Origin of the sequence: Jannaschia rubra (genome assembly GCF_001403735.1) — a bacterium.
Classification (GTDB): Bacteria; Pseudomonadota; Alphaproteobacteria; order Rhodobacterales; family Rhodobacteraceae; genus Jannaschia; species Jannaschia rubra.
Genome location: NZ_CXPG01000011.1, coordinates 118,523 through 135,517 on the forward strand (window position 1 = coordinate 118,523; position 16,995 = coordinate 135,517).

Here is a 16,995-nt window from a genome sequence, read left to right on the forward strand (position 1 = left end):
AAAACCGATGAACACGAAATCAGCCCTGCTCTGCGCGGCCGCAAGTTTCGTCCTGGTGCCGGTGGCGAATGCCCAGGACCAGGAAGGCGAGCGCGGACGCGACGGCGAAGTCAGCATCATCTACTGGCAGGCGCCGTCCACCATGAACCCCTTCCTGTCGGGCGGAACCAAGGACATCGAGGCGGCGAGCCTCGTGCTGGAGCCGCTGGCCCGCTTCGACGAGACGGGAGAGATCCAGCCCTGGCTGGTAGAGGAGATCCCGACGCTGGAGAACGGCGGCATCTCGGAAGACCTGAAGTCGATCACCTGGAAGATCAAGCCGGGCATCCAGTGGTCCGACGGCACTCCCTTCACCAGCGCCGACGTCAAGTTCACCTATGAATACTGCACCGACCCCGAGGGCGGCTGCGCGCAGGCGTCGAAGTTCGAGCCGGTGGAGAGCGTGGACACGCCCGACGACCAGACGGTCGTGGTGAATTTCAAGGAACCGACGCCCAACCCCTATACCGCCTTCGTCGGCGGCGAGAGCCCGATCATCCAGAAGGCCCAGTTCGAGAATTGCACCGGGGCGGCCACCTCGACCTGCACCGAGCAGAACTTCAACCCCATCGGCACCGGCCCCTATGTGGTGGACGAGTTCCGCACCAACGACGCGATTACCTTCTCGGCCAACCCCAACTACCGCGAGCCGAACAAGCCGGCCTTCGCCAAGGTCAACTTCAAGGGTGGCGGCGACGCGGAGGCCGCGGGCCGGGCAGTGCTGCAGACCGGCGAATACGATTATGCCTGGAACCTGCAACTGGCCCCCGAGGTCATCGCCCAGATGGAAGCGGCGGGACAGGGCACGCCGGTCGTGGGCTTCGGCACGCTGGTCGAGCGGATCGAGTTGAACCACACCAACCCCGACCCCGCGCTCGGCCCCGATGAGCGGTCGGTGGTGCGTCCCCACCCGTTCCTGCAGGACCCCGCCGTCTACAAGGCGCTGTCCATGGCGATCGACCGGCCCCTGCTGGTCGAGATCGGATACGGACAGGCGGGCCGCGTGACCTGCAACTACGTCCCCGCGCCTGATGCCTTCAATTCGACCGCGCTCGAATGTTCCGAGCAGGACATCGAGGGCGCCAAGGCCCTGCTTGAGGAAGCGGGCTACGTCGACAGCGACGGCGATGGCGTGCGCGAAAAGGACGGGGTGGAGCTGAAGATGCTGTTCCAGACCTCGACCAACGCGGTGCGGCAGGACTTCCAGGCTCTCATCAAGGAGTGGTGGGAGGAGATCGGCTTCGAGGTCGAGCTTCGCAACGTGTCCGGCTCGGTCTTCTTCGGCGGAGACGCCGGGTCGCCCGACACCTTCCAGAAGTTCTATGCCGACGTCGAGATGTATGCCAACAACTTCGACGGCATCGATCCGCAGGCCTATCTGGGCCAGCTTCTGTGCGAGAACATTCCCGGCCCCGACACCCAGTGGCAGGGCGAGAATGTCCCCCGGTTCTGCAACGAGGAGTACGACACTCTCTGGAACGAGCTGAGCGAGACGGCCGATCCCGCCGAGCGCCAGCGTCTGTCAAAGGAGCTGAACGACATGTTCGTGTCCACCGGAGGGCAGATCCCGCTGGTGCATCGCGGTCGTCTGTCGGCCCATGCCAACGACCTGGGCGGCATCAAGCTGAACGTCTGGGACAGCGAGCTGTGGAACATCGCCGACTGGTACCGCATCTCCGAATGATCCTGCACGGGGCGGGCGTCGATGCCCGCCCCGGCACACCCGATGACATGAACCGAGACGTCGCATGCTGACATTCACCTTCAGACGGCTGATCTTCGCGATCCCGACGCTTCTGTTCATCGCATTGGTGATCTTCCTGCTGCTGGAACTCGCACCCGGCGACCCGATGGCTAACGTCCCCCTGACCGTCCCGCCCGAGGTGAAGGAGCAGATGCGCCAGGCGCTCGGCCTGGGGGAACCCGCGCCCATCCGCTTCTGGAAGTGGATCGTGCAGTTCTTCTGGATCGAGCCGCTCAACATCTTCGACCACCTCTTCGGCACGGGCTTCGCCGAGGGCAAGCTGCGCATCATCAGCTGGCAGAACCGCGCGCCCGTCTTCATCGTCATCGCCGAACGCATCCCCCAGACGCTGTGGGTGGTGGGCACGGCCTATGTCGTGGCCATCCTGATCGCCATTCCGGTGGGCATCTATTCGGCTTACCGCCAGTATTCGATCTTCGACCAGGCGGGCACCTTCGTCACCATGATCGGGTTTTCAGTGCCGCCGTTCTTTTCCGGCGTGCTGGTCATCGTGATCTTCGCGGTGCAGCTTCGATGGTTCCCCTCAATCTACGACACGACGCACGTCGTGGACGACTGGGACGCCTTCGTCTTCCAGCTTCGGCAGATGTTCCTGCCGGTGATGGTGCTGGCGCTGCAGATCACGTCGCAACTGTCGCGATTCATGCGGGCGTCGATGCTCGACAACCTCGGGCAGGACTACGTCCGCACGGCGCGCGCCAAGGGCCTGCGGGAGCGGTCTGTCGTGATGATCCACGTCCTTCGCAACTCGATGATCCCGGTGGTCACGGTCATCGCCCTTGGCATCCCGCAGGTGTTCGGTGGCGCCATCATCACCGAGCAGGTGTTCAAGGTGAACGGCATCGGCCAGCTTCTGATCACCGCGATCCAGGCGAACGACCTGCCGATGGTGCAGACGCTGACCTTCATCTTCGCGGTGCTGATCGTGCTGTTCAACCTGATCGCGGATGTGCTCTACGGCATCCTCGACCCGAGGATCCGCTATGAGTGACGCGCGCGACCCGAGATCCCCCATCGGTGCGGAGGACGAGGGCGTCGTCGCCGCCTCCGCCGCCGTCATGGGGGCCGAGCCGGTGCTGCTGTCGACCGGCGCACGCAGCCAGTGGCTCGACGTCTGGGACCAGTTCAAGACCCACAAGGGGGCCTTGATCGGTGCGGCGATCTTCCTTGCCATCGTGGCGGTCGTGGCCCTCGGCCCGTTGGTCTGGGACCCGGAGTTGGGCATCAAGTCCAACATCCGCGCCCGGAACGAGGGCATGAGCCTGGCCCATCCCTTCGGCACCGATCAGCTCGGCCGCGACATCTTCGCCCGGATGATGGCCGGGGGGCGGGTGTCCCTCGCCGTGGGGCTGACGGCGATGTTCCTCAGCGTCGTGATCGGCACCCTGATCGGCGTGCTGGCCGGGTACTTCCGCGCGCTCGACGGGGCGCTCATGCGGTTCACCGACCTGTTCCTGGCATTGCCCCTGCTGCCGCTTCTGCTGGTCATGGTGCTTTTGTTCCGCGAGCCGCTGACGGCCGTCTTCGGGGTCGAGACGGGGATCTTCCTTCTGATCGTATCGGCCATCGGCATCACGTCCTGGATGCAGACCGCCCGCATCGTGCGCGGTGAGGTCCTGGCCCTAAAGGAGAGGGAGTTCGTGCTGGCCGCCCGGTCCATCGGCACGCCTTCGCGCCGGGTCATCACGCGCCACGTCCTGCCCAACGTCCTGTCGCCAATCATGGTGTCGGCCACGCTGGGCATCGCCACCGCGATCATCACCGAATCCGCCCTGTCGTTCCTGGGCCTCGGGTTCCCGCCTGACTTTCCGACCTGGGGCCGCCTGCTGAACGACGGCGTGCCCTATCTGGAGCAATATCCCGAGCGTGTGTTCTGGCCCGGTATCGCCATCTCGCTCGTGGTGCTGTCGATCAACTACGTGGGCGACGGATTGCGTGACGCGCTGGACCCCCGCATCCGGGGCCGCTGAACCGTCAGCCGTCCCTGGCCAGCGCGTCGATCTGCTCGCGCAGCCCGTCGAGAGCGTACCCCACCTGCGCCGTGGCCCGCAGGATGTCGTCCGTCGGCATTCGCCCCGCCATCGCCAGCGCCCAGAGGATCGCGGAGCGCGTTCCGGCCGCGCAATAGGCCAGTACCTTGCCGTCGGCGCCGTCGATGGCATCGGCCTGCTCGTCGACCGTCTGGGTCGAAAGCCGCGGCATGGTGACGGGGTTGTAGACGAAGGCGATCCCGGCCTCCTCGGCCGCCTTCTGCATGGCGGCAGCCTGAAGGTGGGCGGGCACCTCGGCGTCGGGACGGTTGCAGATGATGGTTGTCACGCCACCCTGTGCCAGCCGGGCCATGTCGGCGGGGTCGATCTGGGGGGCGACGGTCACGGTCTCGTCGAGGGGGCGCAGGTCCATGGGGCATCTCGGGTTGTGGCGGTGCGGGGACGGAGCATGCCTCCGCTCCGGTCCAAGGTAAAGGTGGGCCTCCAAAGCCTTGCGCCCCCCGGCGCCGCGGCCCTAGATGGCGCCATGACAGCTTTGTGTGGGAGTGACGCATGGCCTGGAAGATCCAATACGACCACGCCAGGACGGACCCGGAGGGGTTCTGGATGGAACAGGCCCGCGCCATCGACTGGGACCGGATGCCGTCGAAGGCGCTGCACGACCTGGGCGGGCCGGTGCCGGAATGGTATGCCGACGGCCTGGTGAACGGATGCCACAACGCCGTGGACCGCCACGTCGAAGCGGGGCACGGCGACCGGGTCGCCATCATCCACGACAGCCCGGTGACCGGATCGGTCACGCGCATCACCTACGCCGAACTTCGGGACCGCGTCGCCCGGCTGGCGGGCGCGCTGGCTGCCAGGGGCGTGACCAAGGGCGACCGCGTCATCGTCTACATGCCCATGGTCCCCGAAGCGCTGGAGGCGATGCTGGCCTGCGCACGCATCGGCGCCATCCATTCCGTCGTCTTCGGCGGCTTCGCGGCGGGCGAACTGGCCGTCAGGATCGACGATGCGAAGCCCAAGGCCATCCTCGCCGCCTCCTGCGGGATCGAGGGGCAGCGGGTCGTGCCCTACAAGCCGCTGCTCGACGGCGCCGTGGACATGGCCGCGCACAAGCCCGACTTCTGCGTCGTCCTGCAACGCGACGCGGGGCGGGCCGACATGGGACCGCTCGACATCGACTGGGACGATTTCGTGCGGGATGCGGAACCCGCGGACTGCGTCCCGGTCGAGGGAAACCACCCGGCCTACATCCTCTATACCTCCGGTACGACCGGGGCGCCCAAGGGCGTCGTGCGGCCCACGGGGGGGCATCTGGTCGCGCTCGACTGGTCGATGACGAACATCTACGATGTCGCACCGGGCGAGGTGTTCTGGGCCGCCTCCGACGTGGGATGGGTCGTGGGCCACAGCTACATCTGCTATGCCCCGCTCATCCACGGCTGCACCACCGTCGTGTTCGAGGGCAAGCCCATCGGCACCCCGGACGCCAGCACCTTCTGGCGCGTCATGGCCGACCACAAGGTCGCCGTCTTCTTCACCGCTCCCACGGCGTTCCGCGCCGTCAAGCGGGAGGACCCGGAGGCCCGGCTGATGGAAGGCCACGATCTGAGCGCCCTTCGCACGATCTTCCTTGCCGGCGAGCGTGCCGACGCCGACATCATCGACTGGGTCGCCCGCGTCACCGGCAAGCCCGTCATCGACCACTGGTGGCAGACGGAAACCGGTTCCGCCATCGCCGCGAACCCCGTGGGCCTCGGCGCGCTGCCGGTCAAGATCGGCTCGCCCGCCGTGCCTATGCCGGGCTATGAGATCCATGTGCTCGACGAAGCTGGGCACGAGGTCCCCCCCGGCACGCTCGGCTCCGTCGCGATCTGCCTGCCGCTGCCGCCGGGAACCCTGCCGGGCCTGTGGAACGCGCAGGACCGGTTCCGCAAATCCTATCTCGATGCTTTCCCCGGCTACTACGAGACCGGCGACGCGGGCATGATCGACGAGGACGGATATCTCTGGATCATGGCGCGCACCGACGACGTCATCAACGTCGCGGGCCATCGCCTGTCCACCGGCGCGATGGAGGAGGTTCTGGCGAGCCACCCGGACATCGCCGAATGTGCCGTGATCGGCGTGGCCGACGATCTGAAGGGGCAGGTGCCGCTGGGCTTCATGTGCCTGACCAAGGGCGTATCCCGCCCGGAGGAGGAGGTGCTGTCCGAATGCGTCCGGCTGGTGCGCGACCGCATCGGCCCCGTGGCGGCGTTCAAGCTGGGCTGCGTGGTCGACCGCCTGCCCAAGACGCGGTCGGGCAAGATCCTGCGGGCGACGATGGGCAGCATCGCCGACGGCCGCGACTGGAAGATGCCCGCGACCATCGACGACCCCGCCATCCTGGACGAGATCGCTGCGGCACTGGCCCGGATCGGATACCCGAAGGGATGACCGACGACGGCGGCGGAACCCTTCGGACCGACGCCCCCGCGCCCGACGGGATGCAACTGCTCGGCCACGACATCCGCTCGGCGGTGTCGGACGTCATCGGCGGGCTGCGCCTGATGGACCGCGACACCCTGCCGCCCGACTCGCGCGCGCAGTTCGACCGGGTGCATGCGGCATCGGAGCTGCTCGCCCGACTGGTGGAGGAGCTTCTGGACGGCACGCCGCGCGACACGGCGGGGCCGGTGGGCAACCTGAACCTGCGCCGGTTCCTGGACGATGAGCTTCGCCGCTGGCACGGCGCCGCGCAGGGCACCGGCACCGGCGTCACGCTCGACCGCGCCGCCGACCTGCCCGAGATCGTGCAGCTCAACCTTCTGCACCTGCGCCGGATCGTGGCGAACCTGATGGGCAACGCCCTTCGCCACGCCGAAGGGGGCCGCGTCACGCTGGGCGCGGAGTTGGCCGGCGATGGCGCGCTGTCGATCCGGGTGACGGACAACGGCCGAGGGTTTCCGCCCGACCTTCTGCCCGACCTGTTCAAGCCTGCGATCCGCGGCGACGATGGCATACCGGGGACCGGAATGGGCCTGCACATCGCTTCCGCCCATGCGGAGGCCATCGGCGGCACCCTGGATGCCCGCAACGGCCCGCACGGCGGCGCGCAGGTGACGCTGACCATTCCGCGCGACGTCTGGCTGCGCCCGGAGGAGCCGGAGGGCGGGCTGCCCGACCTGGGCGGCGCGCGCATCCTGGTGGCCGACGACAGCCGGGCCAACCTGTTGCTGGTGCGCGCCATGCTGACCCGGCTGGGCGCGGAATGCGAGACGGCGCGCGACGGGATCGAGGCGCTGAACTGGCTCGCGCGCGAACGCTTCGACCTGGCGCTCATCGACATCGAGATGCCGTCGCTGGGCGGGATCGAGGTACTTCGCTCCGAACGCCTGCGGCAGGCGCGGGGCATCGCGCCGCCCACGTCCATGGTTGCGATGACGGCCTATGTCCTGCGCGATAACCGCGACGTCATCTTCGATGCGGGGGCCGACGGGATCCTGGCGAAGCCTCTGGGCTCGATCGAGGATTTCGGCAAGGCGATCCGGCATTACCTGGACCTCGCGCCCGATGCGGCGGCCTGGACGCCCGACACCGCCCCCGCGCTGTCCGCCGTGACCCTCGCGGAGCTGATGCGCGCTGCCGGACCGGAGTTCGAAGGCCAGCTTCTGGACCGCCTTCGTGAAGACCTGGAGATGGTGGCGCGCAATTTGAAGGACGCGGTGGCCGACGCGGACCTCGCCGCGATCCTCAGCCAGACCCATATCCTGCTGTCGCTGTCGAGTGCCGTAGGCGCCCTTCCCACGCAGGAGGCCGCCCGCCGTCTGAACCATGCCGCGTCACGCGAAGATCCGGAGGCGCTCCGCGCGGCGAGCCGGCTCTGCCTGTCGCGGCTGGCCCAGCTTCGCAGCGACCTCGACGCCGCGCATTAGGCCGCGCCGTCCAGCAGGACCGTCTCGACCTTCGCGCCGGCTTCCAGCGTCCGGTGGACGGGGCAGCGGTCCGCAATTTCGAGCAGCCGGGCCCGCTGCGCGTCATCCAGCGTGCCGGTGAGCGTGATCTCGCGGCGGAAGCGGTCGATGCGTTCGGTGCCGGGCGAGGGCGCGTCCTGCGCGTGCATCCGGTCGTGGGTCACGTCGACGGACACGCCGTCGAGCGGCCACCCCTTGCGCCGTGCATACATCCTGAGCGTCATCGTCGTGCAGGCGCCCAGCCCTGCGGCAAGCAGTTGATAGGGCGACAACCCCCGGTCGGTTCCGCCATAGGTGGCAGGCTCGTCCGCGATGAGATGATGTTTGCCGCCCGCGACGATGTCCTGGGCGAAGCCCTCGGGGTCGATCTCGGTCACGCGGGTCACCCCCTCCGGCGCGCCCACGGGCGGGGCGGGACGACGCATGTCGAGGTAGCGCGTGGCCCAGGCGGCAATGACGTCGGCGGCATAATCCGCGTCCTGCGGGCGCGAGATGAGGTGGTCGGCGTCGTCGAGCGTCACGAAGCTTTTCGGATGGCGGGCGGCCATGAAGATGCGCGTCGCGTTGTCGATACCCACGATTTCGTCACGCGGACCGTGCAGCACGAGAAGCGCGGGCTTCAGCGCCCCGATGGCCTTGGCCAGCCCGACGCCGGAGATATCCTCGACAAAGCCGCGACCCACGCGGAACGACTGCCCGCCCAGCGTCACCTCGCCCACGCCGTCGCGGACGATGGCGTCGAGCGCGCCGCCGAAATGCCGGGTGACGTGCTCGGGGTCGAAGGGCGCGCCGATGGTGGCCACCGCCTTGACCGAGGCGATGCCGCCCGCGGCGAGCAGGACGGCCGCGCCGCCGAGGCTGTGCCCGACCAGAAGGGCGGGCGGCATCCCGCGCCCCTCCAGCGCCCGCGCGGCAGCGGCGATGTCCCCGACGTTGGAGGTGAAGGAGGTATTCTCGAACTCGCCTTCCGAATGGCCCAGGCCGGTGAAATCGAAGCGCAGGACCGCGATCCCCAGCCCGGCCAGACGCGCGCTGATACGACGCGCGGCGGCGATGTCCTTGCCGCAGGTGAAGCAATGCGCGAACAGCGCGGTCGCGACATGGGGCCCGTCGGGCAGGTCGAGACGCGCGCTGAGATCGCTGCCGTCGTGTCCGGCGAATGTCATCCGTTCGGTCTTCATGGCGCACCCCTTCTGTCGATACCAGAGTGGCCCCCCGGCACGGCCGCAACAAGGCCGGTCGCAACCGCGTCACGCCCCCGTGACGACGCGCGAGGGGCGCGCACGGTCACAGGGACGGCTTGCGGCGCAGGAGCGGCATCAGGCCGCCCATCGCGGGCCCCGTCGTCCGGCCCGTCAAGGCAAGGCGCAGTGGCTTGAACAGCGCCGCGCCCTTGCGCCCCGATGCGGCCTTTGCAGCAGCGGTCCAGTCGTCCCAGCTCTGCGCGGTCCAGGGGGCGTCGGGCAGCAGCGACAGCGCCTCCGCGACGAAGGGGCGGTCGTCCTCGGGAATGTCGGGGCGGGCGCCTTCGGTCATCAAGGCCCACCAGTCCGCCATCTCGGCACGGGTGGCGATGTTCTCGCGCACCACCGTCCAGAACCGCTCCCGCTCGTCCTCCGGCACGCCGAGCGCGGCGATGTCGTCCTCGACCGCCGGAAGGGGCAGAGATTGCAGGTGGTGCGCCGTCAGCGGCTTCAGGTCATTCTCGTCGAACTTGGTCGGCGCGGCGCCGAACTGCCCGATCTCGAACCCCTCCACGATCTCGTCGAGCGAGGTGCGAAGCTCCACCGGCTGCGACGACCCGAGGCGCGCCATCAGCGACAGCAGGGCCATCGGCTCCACCCCCGCCGCGCGCAGGTCGCGCAGGGACAGGGTGCCCAGACGCTTCGACAGCCCCTCGCCCTGCGGGCCGGTCAGGAGGGAGTGATGCGCGAACTGCGGCGCGGTGCCGCCCAGGGCTTCGATGATCTGGATCTGCGTGGCGGTATTGGTGACGTGGTCCGACCCGCGCACCACATGCGTCACCCCCATCTCGGTGTCGTCGATGACCGAGGCCAGCGTATAGAGGACCTGTCCGTCGCCCCGGATCAGCACCGGATCGCTGAGCGAGGCCGCGTCGATGGAGAGCGGCCCGAGGATGCCGTCGGTCCATTCGATCCGCTCCCGGTCCAGCAGGAAGCGCCAGTGCCCGTCGCGCTCGGCGCGCAGGGCCGCCCGTTCCCCGTCCGACAGCGACAGGGCGGCGCGATCGTAGACCGGCGGCTTGCCCATGTTAAGCTGCTTCTTGCGCTTCAGGTCCAGTTCCGTCGGCGTCTCGAAGGCTTCGTACAGGCGGCCGCTGTCGCGCATGGTGTCGGCGGCGGCGGCATAGCGGTCGAGGCGCTGCGACTGCCGCTCCTCCCGGTCCCAGGTGAGGCCAAGCCATTCCAGATCCTCGCGGATGGCGTCGGCATATTCCTCGCGCGAGCGTTCGGGGTCGGTGTCGTCCAGCCGCAGGATGAAGGTGCCCCCCGCCTTGCGCGCGATCACCCAGTTCATCAGGGCGGCCCGCATGTTGCCCACATGCAGGAAGCCGGTGGGCGAAGGGGCGAAACGGGTGACGGTCTGCGTGTCGGGCATCTGGAAAGCTCCTTCGGGGTTGGCGCGATGTGCCACCTCGGGCGGGGGCGTGTCCAGTGGCGGGGCCGCGCGGATGCGCTACCTTCGCCGGATCGCAACCCCAAGGAGGACGCCCGATGATCCGATTGACCCGCCGCGCCGCCCTCGGCTCCGCCGCCGCCCTGCCGTTCGCCGCCGCCCTGCCGGCGCGGGCGGAGGCCCCCCGCCTCGACCCCTCGCATCCGACCGTCCGGCGCTTCGACCTGGGCGACCTTCAGGTGACGGTCCTGCTGGCCAACACCCTGACCAACCCGACGCCCCCGCAGGAAATCTTCGGCATGGACGTCGATGCCGAGACCTTCGCGCAGGTGTCCCGCGACGCCTTCATCCCCGACGACGTCAGCCAGTTCTTCTTCACGCCCACGCTGGTCAACACCGGCGACAGCCTGATCCTGTTCGACACCGGCCAGACCGGCGCCGACATCGCCCGTGTGATCGAACAGGCCGGCCATTCCACCGATCAGGTGGACACCGTCGTCCTCACCCACATGCACGGCGACCATATCGGCGGTCTGATGACCGACGGTACGCCCACCTTCGCCAATGCCTCCTATGTCACCGGGCAGACCGAATACGACGCCTGGGCCGCGATGGAGAGCGAGGGGTTCGAGACGAACGTGCGCCCCTTGGCCGACCGGATGACCTTTCTGTCCGACGGCGACGACGTGGTGTCAGGCGTGACGGCGCAGGCCGCCTTCGGGCACACGCCGGGGCACATGATGTACCGCCTGTCGTCGGGCGACCGGTCGCTGATGCTGACGGCGGACATGACGAACCACTACGTCTGGTCGCTGGCCCACCCGGACTGGGAGGTGAAGTTCGACATGGACAAGGCCGCCGCCGCCGAGACGCGCCGCCGCGTCCTGGGGATGCTGGCCGAGGAGCGGATGCCGATGATCGGCTATCACATGCCGTTTCCGGCCATCGGCTATGTCGAGACGCGGGGCGACGGGTTCCACTGGGTTCCCGAAAGCTATCAGATGATGCTCTGACGGCAGCGGGCTTGCATCGGGGCCATCGCGGGGCATAGCACGGGGGGAACGATTTCTGCCCGGAGAGCCCCGCGATGACCGACCTGCGCCGAGCCGCGCTTTCCGTGCGCGAGAATGCCTACGCCCCCTATTCGGGGTTCAAGGTGGGCGCGGCCGTCCGGACGGCGTCGGGGGCGGTCTATCGCGGCTGCAACGTGGAAAACGTGGCCTATCCCGAAGGCACCTGCGCCGAGGCGGGGGCCATCGCCGCCATGGTCGCGGCGGGCGACACGACGCTGGCCGAGGTCTATGTCGTCGCCGGGTCGCCGGAGCCCGTGCCCTGCTGCGGCGGATGTCGCCAGAAGCTGGCCGAGTTCGGTGCGGGCGACGTTCCCGTGACGCTCGCCACCGTGGACGGGGCGGAACGACGAACCACCATCGCGGCGATGCTGCCGGGTGCCTTCGACGCGGGGTTCATGGCTTGACCGGCATCCGCGACATCCTGGCCGACCTGCGCCGCGGAAACCGCCCGTCTTCCGGCGACCTCCTGGCCGTGGCCGAGGCGCTGGCAGACGGCTCCATGTCGGACGCGCAGGCGGGGGCCTTCGCCATGGGCGTCTGCCGCGTGCCCCTGGGCGCCCGGGGGCGGGCCGCGCTGACGCGGGCGATGCGCGACGGGGGCGAGGTGCTGGAATGGGACCTGCCCGGCCCGGTGATCGACAAGCATTCCACCGGGGGCGTGGGCGATTGCGTGTCGCTTGTGCTGGCCCCGGCGCTGGCGGTCTGCGGGGCCTTCGTGCCGATGATCTCGGGGCGCGGGCTGGGGCACACCGGCGGAACGCTCGACAAGCTGTCGTCCATCCCCGGTTTCCGCACCGAGATGCAGACGGACGAATTGCAGGACCTCGTACGCCGCGTCGGCTGCGCCATCGTGGGGGCGACGGCCGACATCGCCCCGGCGGACCGGCGCCTGTACGCCGTGCGGGACGTGACGGGAACGGTCGAGAGCCTGGACCTGATCGTCGCCTCGATCCTGTCGAAGAAGCTGGCCGAGGGGTTGGAGGCGCTGGTCCTCGACGTCAAGACCGGGTCAGGCGCCTTTATGGCCGACCCAGACGCCGCCCGCGCCCTGGCGCGCGCGCTGGTCGAGACGGGGCAGGCGAACGGGGTGATGACCTCGGCCATCCTGACCGACATGTCGCAGCCCGCCGCCACCTCGGCCGGCAACGCGCTCGAGGTCATTGCCGCGATGGAGGCGCTGACCGAACCCGGCACCCGCCGGTCCAGCCGCCTGATCGCCCTGACCCGCGCCCTGGGCGGAGAGGCGCTGGCCTTGGGAGGACTTGTCGCCGACGCACGCGAAGGTGCCGACAAGATCGGGGCAGCGCTGACCTCGGGTGCCGCGGCGGAGGTGTTCGGCCGCATGGTCGCCGCACAGGGCGGTCCGTCGGATTTTCCCGACCGTTGGCGCGACCGCCTGCCCGCGGCACCCGTGGTGGCCGAGCTGCGCGCCGACCATCCAGGCGTCGTCGGCCGCATCGACGCGCGCGCGCTGGGCGAGATCGTCGTCGATCTGGGCGGCGGCCGCCGGCGCGAGGACGACCGCATCGACGTGACCGTGGGCATCAGTCACATCGCCCAGATCGGCGCCGTCGTGACCGAGGGGCAGGCGCTGGCCCGCGTCCATGCCGCCGACACCGACGCGGCCGAGGAGGCCGCCGCCCGCGTGGCCCGCGCCATCGTCATGGAAGGCGGCGCCGTGACCCCGCCCCCCCTTGTGCAGGAGACGATCCGATGACCCGTGCCTTCCTTGTCGTCCTCGATTCCGTGGGCTGCGGCGGTGCCCCCGATGCCGCCGAGTTCGGAGACGAGGGCGCGAACACGCTGGCCCATATCGCCGCCCATTGCGCCGCGCACCGGGCGGAGGGGCCGCTGCGCCTGTCCAACCTCGACGGGCTGGGGCTTGGCGCGGCGATACGGCTGGCCTCGGGCGATGACGCTCCGGGCCTTGATGCCGTGCCCACTGGCCTCTGGGGGGCCGCGACCGAGGTGAGCCGGGGCAAGGACACGCCTTCGGGCCACTGGGAACTGGCGGGCCTGCCGGTGCCGTTCGAATGGACCTATTTTCCCGACACCGATCCCTGCTTCCCCCCCGAACTCGTCGCCCTGATCCGCGAGACGGCGGGGACGGCGGGCATCCTGGGCAATCGCCATGCCTCCGGCACCCTCATCATCGAGGAGGAAGCGGAGGCGCATATCCGCACCGGCTGGCCCATCTGCTACACTTCGGTGGACAGCGTGTTGCAGATCGCTGCGCATGAGGAACACTTCGGTCTTCAGCGCCTGCTCGACCTCTGCGAGGCGCTGGCCCCCACGCTGCACGAGATGCGCGTCGGCCGCGTGATCGCGCGCCCCTTCATCGGCGAAGGCCCGTGGGAGCGGACGCCGAACCGTCGCGACTTCGCCATGGTCCCGCCCGCGCCCACGCTCTGCGACGCGGTGCAGGGGGCCGGGCGGCAGGTCCATGCGATCGGCAAGATCGGCGACATCTTCTCGATGCGCGGCATCGACACCGTGGCCAAGGGCCCCGACGCCGCGCTGATGCGCCATCTGGAACAGGCCGTCCGCGACATGCCCGACGGCAGCCTGACCTTCGCCAACTTCGTCGAGTTCGACAGCCTCTACGGCCATCGCCGCGACCCCGAAGGCTATGCCGCGCATCTGGAATGGTTCGACGGCTGCCTTTCGCCGATCCTGGAGGCGACGCGCGACGGCGACATCGTCATCTTTACCGCCGACCATGGAAACGATCCGACCTGGCGCGGCAGCGACCACACCCGCGAACGGGTGCCCGTGCTGGTGGCAGGTGCGAGCGGCGAGGCGGGGCAGGTCGCCTTCGCGGACGTAGCGGCCAGCGTTTGCGCCCATCTGGGCGTGCCCACCGTCGGCCCGGGAAGGAGCTTTCTGTGACATTCGACCCCAAGATCGAACTGCACCTGCACCTGGAAGGCGCCGCCCCGCCCGAATTCGTCGGTCGTCTGGCCGACGAGAAGAAGATGCGTCTGGATGGTGTCTTCAACGAGGCCGGATCATATGATTACAAGGACTTCGAAGGCTTCCTTCAAGTCTACGAGCGCGCGACCGAAGTCCTGAAAACACCCGAAGACTACGCGCGCCTGACCCGCGCCGTGCTGGAACATTCGGTCGAACAGGGCGTGATCTATACCGAGGCGTTCCTGAGCCCCGACTTCTGCGGCGGCCGCGACCTGACGGCCTGGCGCGAATACATGCACGCGATGCAGGAAGCGGCCGGGGCCGTGCCGGGTATCGAGATGCGCGGCATCGTCACCTGCATCCGCCACTTCGGCCCCGACAAGGCACGGGAAACGGCGCGCTGCGCTGCCGAGACCGCCGGCGATTTCATCACGGGCTTCGGCATCGGCGGCAACGAGGGGCTGTTCGCGCCCGGCGATTTCGTCTGGGCCTACGACTGCGCACGCGAGGCTGGGCTGGGCCTGACGGCGCACGCGGGTGAGTTCGGAGGGCCGGAGTCGGTGCGCTCCGCGCTCGACGACCTGGGCGTCAGCCGCATCGGCCACGGCGTCCGCGCGGTGGAGGACGAGGCCCTGATCGACCGGCTGGCGGAGGACGGCATTGTGCTGGAGGTCTGTCCGGGGTCGAACGTGGCGCTCGGCGTCTACGCGAACATCGCCGCGCATCCCATTGAAAAGCTAAGAGAGAGGGGCGTCAAGGTCACCGTCTCGACCGACGATCCGCCGTTCTTCCACACCACCATGCGCGAGGAATACGAAGCGCTGGAGCGGACCTTCGGCTGGGACGGGGAAGCGTTCCGCCAGATCAACCGCACCGCCGCCGAGGCCGCCTTCTGCGACGATGCCACCCGCGCCGATCTGCTTGCCCGACTGGAGGCCTGAATGGACCATCTGACCGTCGTCACGCACCCTCTGGTGCAGCACAAGCTGACGCTGATGCGCGAGAAGGAGACCTCGACTGCCGTCTTCCGGCAGCTTCTGCGGGAAATCAGCCAGCTTCTTGCCTATGAGGTCACGCGGAACCTGCCGATGACGACGCGCAGGATCGAGACGCCGGTGGAGGCGATGGACGCGCCGGTGCTCGACGGGCGCAAGCTGGCGCTCGTCTCGATCCTGCGGGCGGGGAACGGGCTGCTCGACGGTATCCTGGAACTGGTTCCCTCGGCCCGCGTGGGGTTTATCGGCCTCTACCGCGACGAGGCGACGCTGAAGCCGGTGCAATATTACTACAAGGTGCCCGACTGTTTGGACCAGCGGCTGGTGATCGCGGTCGACCCGATGCTGGCCACGGGCAATTCATCCGCCGCGGCCATCGACCTGCTCAAGGGGAGCGGGGCGACCGACGTGATTTTCCTGTGCCTGCTTGCCGCGCCCGAAGGCGTCGCGCGCATGAAGGAGGCGCATCCCGACGTCCGCATCGTCACCGCGGCCCTGGACGACCGATTGGACGACAAGGGATACATCGTGCCGGGCTTGGGCGACGCAGGGGATCGGATGTTCGGGACCAAATAGGCTGGTCCGCAGGGTCGCGCGCTTTACTTGAGGGGAAGGCGCGGGCAGGGTGTCCGCGGGGGCGAAGGTTCTGGAGGATGTCATGGCGATATGGCAACAACTGAAATTCGGCCTGACGATCGGGGCGATGCTCGTGACGGCGGGGGCAGCCCAGGCGGATACGCGGAAGCCCGCGCGCATCGTGATCGTGCCGTTGCCGGTCGAGACGATCCATGTCGATCCGTCGACACCAAGCCCCAACCGGAGGGATGCGCGGATCATCGCGGGTGATGCGCTCCGGCGCGGGGTGGTCGTGCCGGCCATAGGGACGACGCTGTCTCGCTCCACACCGCCGCCGGGGTTTCGTGAGGCCTGGAACGACGATCGCATGAATCCGTACCGCGGACCGCGGACGCTGAAAGGCGACTTTCAGACCCAAGGCATCTGGACGACGACGGTGCCCCGACGGTTGCGTCCCGTCATTTACGTCGCGCGCTGATCGCGCATGAGGCGTGGCGGGGCAGCCAGTTGCCATGTCCGGACGCGATCACCCCGATCGCGTCCATCATCGCCTCGAAGTCATCGCGATCAGGATCGGTCGCGCGCGACTTGAGGGCGTCGAAGCGTCGGCGGAGGTCGGCCTTTTCATCGCCCTTGCAGTCGTTCCACGGGCGGCCCTGCAACGCCATCTCGATGACGTAGAATGCGATGAAATGCGGCCGGACGCCCGATCGCGATAGACGGTCATAGGCCTCAACCGTTCCCAGATCGCGCAGGTCCGCGACCGTGTCGATACCGACGCGGGCAAAGGCCGCCTCCATCGCGGGGCCGAGGTTGCGAAGGCTAGATATCGGGCCGTGATCCATCCCGACATCAAGGTCGCGGAATGGCCTGACCGTCCAGCCTCAGATCGACGCCCAATCCGTGAACCGGACCGGGAAGGGTCGAGGCACATGCTGATCGGCGATCGGAGCGGGACGGGGCGATTGCGTGGGAGTCTGGCGAATCATCGGGCGAATCCGGCGAAGGGGAGAGATACTGTAAATGATCCCGAAACAATGAAGCTGG

General features: G+C 68.6%; 16 protein-coding genes. 12 read left to right on the forward strand and 4 right to left on the reverse strand.

The window, feature by feature from the left end; genetic code table 11:
* The first annotated feature begins 7 nt into the window (after positions 1-7).
* The 3 genes from JAN5088_RS02790 to JAN5088_RS02800 all read left to right on the forward strand — a co-directional run bounded on the left by JAN5088_RS02790 (position 8) and on the right by JAN5088_RS02800 (position 3,774).
* A complete protein-coding gene (locus JAN5088_RS02790) occupies positions 8-1,723 on the forward strand; it encodes a peptide ABC transporter substrate-binding protein (protein WP_055681291.1) in 1,716 nt (571 codons plus the stop codon).
* 64 nt (positions 1,724-1,787) lie between these two features.
* A complete protein-coding gene (locus JAN5088_RS02795) occupies positions 1,788-2,795 on the forward strand; it encodes an ABC transporter permease (protein WP_055681292.1) in 1,008 nt (335 codons plus the stop codon).
* A gap of 67 nt (positions 2,796-2,862) precedes the next feature.
* On the forward strand, positions 2,863-3,774 hold the full coding sequence (locus tag JAN5088_RS02800; protein ID WP_233489703.1) for an ABC transporter permease: 912 nt from the start codon (positions 2,863-2,865) through the stop codon (positions 3,772-3,774).
* Between the two features lie 4 nt (positions 3,775-3,778).
* Here the strand turns inward: JAN5088_RS02800 and JAN5088_RS02805 are convergent, their stop codons facing one another.
* Positions 3,779-4,207 carry a protein tyrosine phosphatase family protein gene (locus tag JAN5088_RS02805; RefSeq protein ID WP_055681294.1) on the reverse strand — a complete coding sequence of 143 codons (429 nt, stop codon included), beginning with the start codon at positions 4,205-4,207 and terminating at the stop codon, positions 3,779-3,781.
* A gap of 140 nt (positions 4,208-4,347) precedes the next feature.
* Between JAN5088_RS02805 and JAN5088_RS02810 the strand changes: the two genes are divergently transcribed.
* Together JAN5088_RS02810 and JAN5088_RS02815 are read left to right on the forward strand one after the other, a co-directional pair.
* A complete protein-coding gene (locus tag JAN5088_RS02810; RefSeq protein ID WP_055681295.1) occupies positions 4,348-6,237 on the forward strand; it encodes an AMP-binding protein in 1,890 nt (629 codons plus the stop codon).
* Positions 6,234-7,715 (forward strand): hybrid sensor histidine kinase/response regulator, encoded by a 1,482-nt coding sequence (locus JAN5088_RS02815; protein ID WP_055681296.1) that lies wholly within the window; start codon positions 6,234-6,236, stop codon positions 7,713-7,715. Before JAN5088_RS02810 ends, JAN5088_RS02815 begins: the two co-directional genes overlap by 4 nt.
* Here the strand turns inward: JAN5088_RS02815 and JAN5088_RS02820 are convergent.
* Both JAN5088_RS02820 and gltX read right to left on the reverse strand, forming a co-directional pair.
* Entirely contained in the window at positions 7,712-8,935 is a 1,224-nt protein-coding gene (locus JAN5088_RS02820) for a bifunctional alpha/beta hydrolase/OsmC family protein (RefSeq protein WP_055681297.1), read from the reverse strand. The two genes, JAN5088_RS02815 and JAN5088_RS02820, sit on opposite strands and share 4 nt — an antisense overlap.
* Before the next feature lie 106 nt (positions 8,936-9,041).
* The gene (gltX, locus tag JAN5088_RS02825; protein WP_055681298.1) at positions 9,042-10,373 is read right to left on the reverse strand and encodes a glutamate--tRNA ligase; all 1,332 of its coding nucleotides are present in this window, start codon (positions 10,371-10,373) and stop codon (positions 9,042-9,044) included.
* A gap of 116 nt (positions 10,374-10,489) precedes the next feature.
* Between gltX and JAN5088_RS02830 the strand changes: the two genes are divergently transcribed.
* The 7 genes from JAN5088_RS02830 to JAN5088_RS02860 all read left to right on the forward strand — a co-directional run bounded on the left by JAN5088_RS02830 (position 10,490) and on the right by JAN5088_RS02860 (position 16,426).
* On the forward strand, positions 10,490-11,404 hold the full coding sequence (locus JAN5088_RS02830) for an MBL fold metallo-hydrolase (RefSeq protein WP_143114842.1): 915 nt from the start codon (positions 10,490-10,492) through the stop codon (positions 11,402-11,404).
* A gap of 74 nt (positions 11,405-11,478) precedes the next feature.
* Positions 11,479-11,868 carry a cytidine deaminase gene (locus tag JAN5088_RS02835; RefSeq protein ID WP_055681299.1) on the forward strand — a complete coding sequence of 130 codons (390 nt, stop codon included), beginning with the start codon at positions 11,479-11,481 and terminating at the stop codon, positions 11,866-11,868.
* Positions 11,865-13,181 carry a thymidine phosphorylase gene (locus JAN5088_RS02840; protein WP_055681300.1) on the forward strand — a complete coding sequence of 439 codons (1,317 nt, stop codon included), beginning with the start codon at positions 11,865-11,867 and terminating at the stop codon, positions 13,179-13,181. Before JAN5088_RS02835 ends, JAN5088_RS02840 begins: the two co-directional genes overlap by 4 nt.
* The gene (locus tag JAN5088_RS02845) at positions 13,178-14,353 is read left to right on the forward strand and encodes a phosphopentomutase (RefSeq protein ID WP_055681301.1); all 1,176 of its coding nucleotides are present in this window, start codon (positions 13,178-13,180) and stop codon (positions 14,351-14,353) included. The genes JAN5088_RS02840 and JAN5088_RS02845 overlap by 4 nt, the downstream gene beginning before the upstream one ends.
* Positions 14,350-15,318: an adenosine deaminase gene (locus tag JAN5088_RS02850; RefSeq protein ID WP_143114838.1), complete on the forward strand. Its 969-nt coding sequence runs from the start codon at positions 14,350-14,352 to the stop codon at positions 15,316-15,318. The genes JAN5088_RS02845 and JAN5088_RS02850 overlap by 4 nt, the downstream gene beginning before the upstream one ends.
* Positions 15,319-15,948, forward strand: a complete 630-nt coding sequence (gene upp / locus JAN5088_RS02855) for a uracil phosphoribosyltransferase (protein WP_055681303.1) — start codon at positions 15,319-15,321, stop codon at positions 15,946-15,948.
* Between the two features lie 82 nt (positions 15,949-16,030).
* Positions 16,031-16,426 carry a hypothetical protein gene (locus JAN5088_RS02860; RefSeq protein ID WP_055681304.1) on the forward strand — a complete coding sequence of 132 codons (396 nt, stop codon included), beginning with the start codon at positions 16,031-16,033 and terminating at the stop codon, positions 16,424-16,426.
* On the opposite strand, the gene JAN5088_RS02865 is transcribed toward JAN5088_RS02860, so the two are convergent.
* On the reverse strand, positions 16,407-16,793 hold the full coding sequence (locus JAN5088_RS02865; RefSeq protein WP_055681305.1) for a TfoX/Sxy family protein: 387 nt from the start codon (positions 16,791-16,793) through the stop codon (positions 16,407-16,409). The two genes, JAN5088_RS02860 and JAN5088_RS02865, sit on opposite strands and share 20 nt — an antisense overlap.
* Positions 16,794-16,995: the final 202 nt, after the last annotated feature.

Bases quoted from the DNA above. Each gene is read 5' to 3' on its own strand.
- JAN5088_RS02790 (WP_055681291.1), top strand. From the start codon at position 8: ATGAACACGAAATCAGCCCTGCTCTGCGCGGCCGCAAGTTTCGTCCTG.
- JAN5088_RS02795 (WP_055681292.1), top strand. From the start codon at position 1,788: ATGCTGACATTCACCTTCAGACGGCTGATCTTCGCGATCCCGACGCTT.
- JAN5088_RS02800 (WP_233489703.1), top strand. From the start codon at position 2,863: ATGGGGGCCGAGCCGGTGCTGCTGTCGACCGGCGCACGCAGCCAGTGG.
- JAN5088_RS02805 (WP_055681294.1), bottom strand. From the start codon at position 4,207: ATGGACCTGCGCCCCCTCGACGAGACCGTGACCGTCGCCCCCCAGATC.
- JAN5088_RS02810 (WP_055681295.1), top strand. From the start codon at position 4,348: ATGGCCTGGAAGATCCAATACGACCACGCCAGGACGGACCCGGAGGGG.
- JAN5088_RS02815 (WP_055681296.1), top strand. From the start codon at position 6,234: ATGACCGACGACGGCGGCGGAACCCTTCGGACCGACGCCCCCGCGCCC.
- JAN5088_RS02820 (WP_055681297.1), bottom strand. From the start codon at position 8,935: ATGAAGACCGAACGGATGACATTCGCCGGACACGACGGCAGCGATCTC.
- gltX (WP_055681298.1), bottom strand. From the start codon at position 10,373: ATGCCCGACACGCAGACCGTCACCCGTTTCGCCCCTTCGCCCACCGGC.
- JAN5088_RS02830 (WP_143114842.1), top strand. From the start codon at position 10,490: ATGATCCGATTGACCCGCCGCGCCGCCCTCGGCTCCGCCGCCGCCCTG.
- JAN5088_RS02835 (WP_055681299.1), top strand. From the start codon at position 11,479: ATGACCGACCTGCGCCGAGCCGCGCTTTCCGTGCGCGAGAATGCCTAC.
- JAN5088_RS02845 (WP_055681301.1), top strand. From the start codon at position 13,178: ATGACCCGTGCCTTCCTTGTCGTCCTCGATTCCGTGGGCTGCGGCGGT.
- upp (WP_055681303.1), top strand. From the start codon at position 15,319: ATGGACCATCTGACCGTCGTCACGCACCCTCTGGTGCAGCACAAGCTG.
- JAN5088_RS02860 (WP_055681304.1), top strand. From the start codon at position 16,031: ATGGCGATATGGCAACAACTGAAATTCGGCCTGACGATCGGGGCGATG.
- JAN5088_RS02865 (WP_055681305.1), bottom strand. From the start codon at position 16,793: ATGGATCACGGCCCGATATCTAGCCTTCGCAACCTCGGCCCCGCGATG.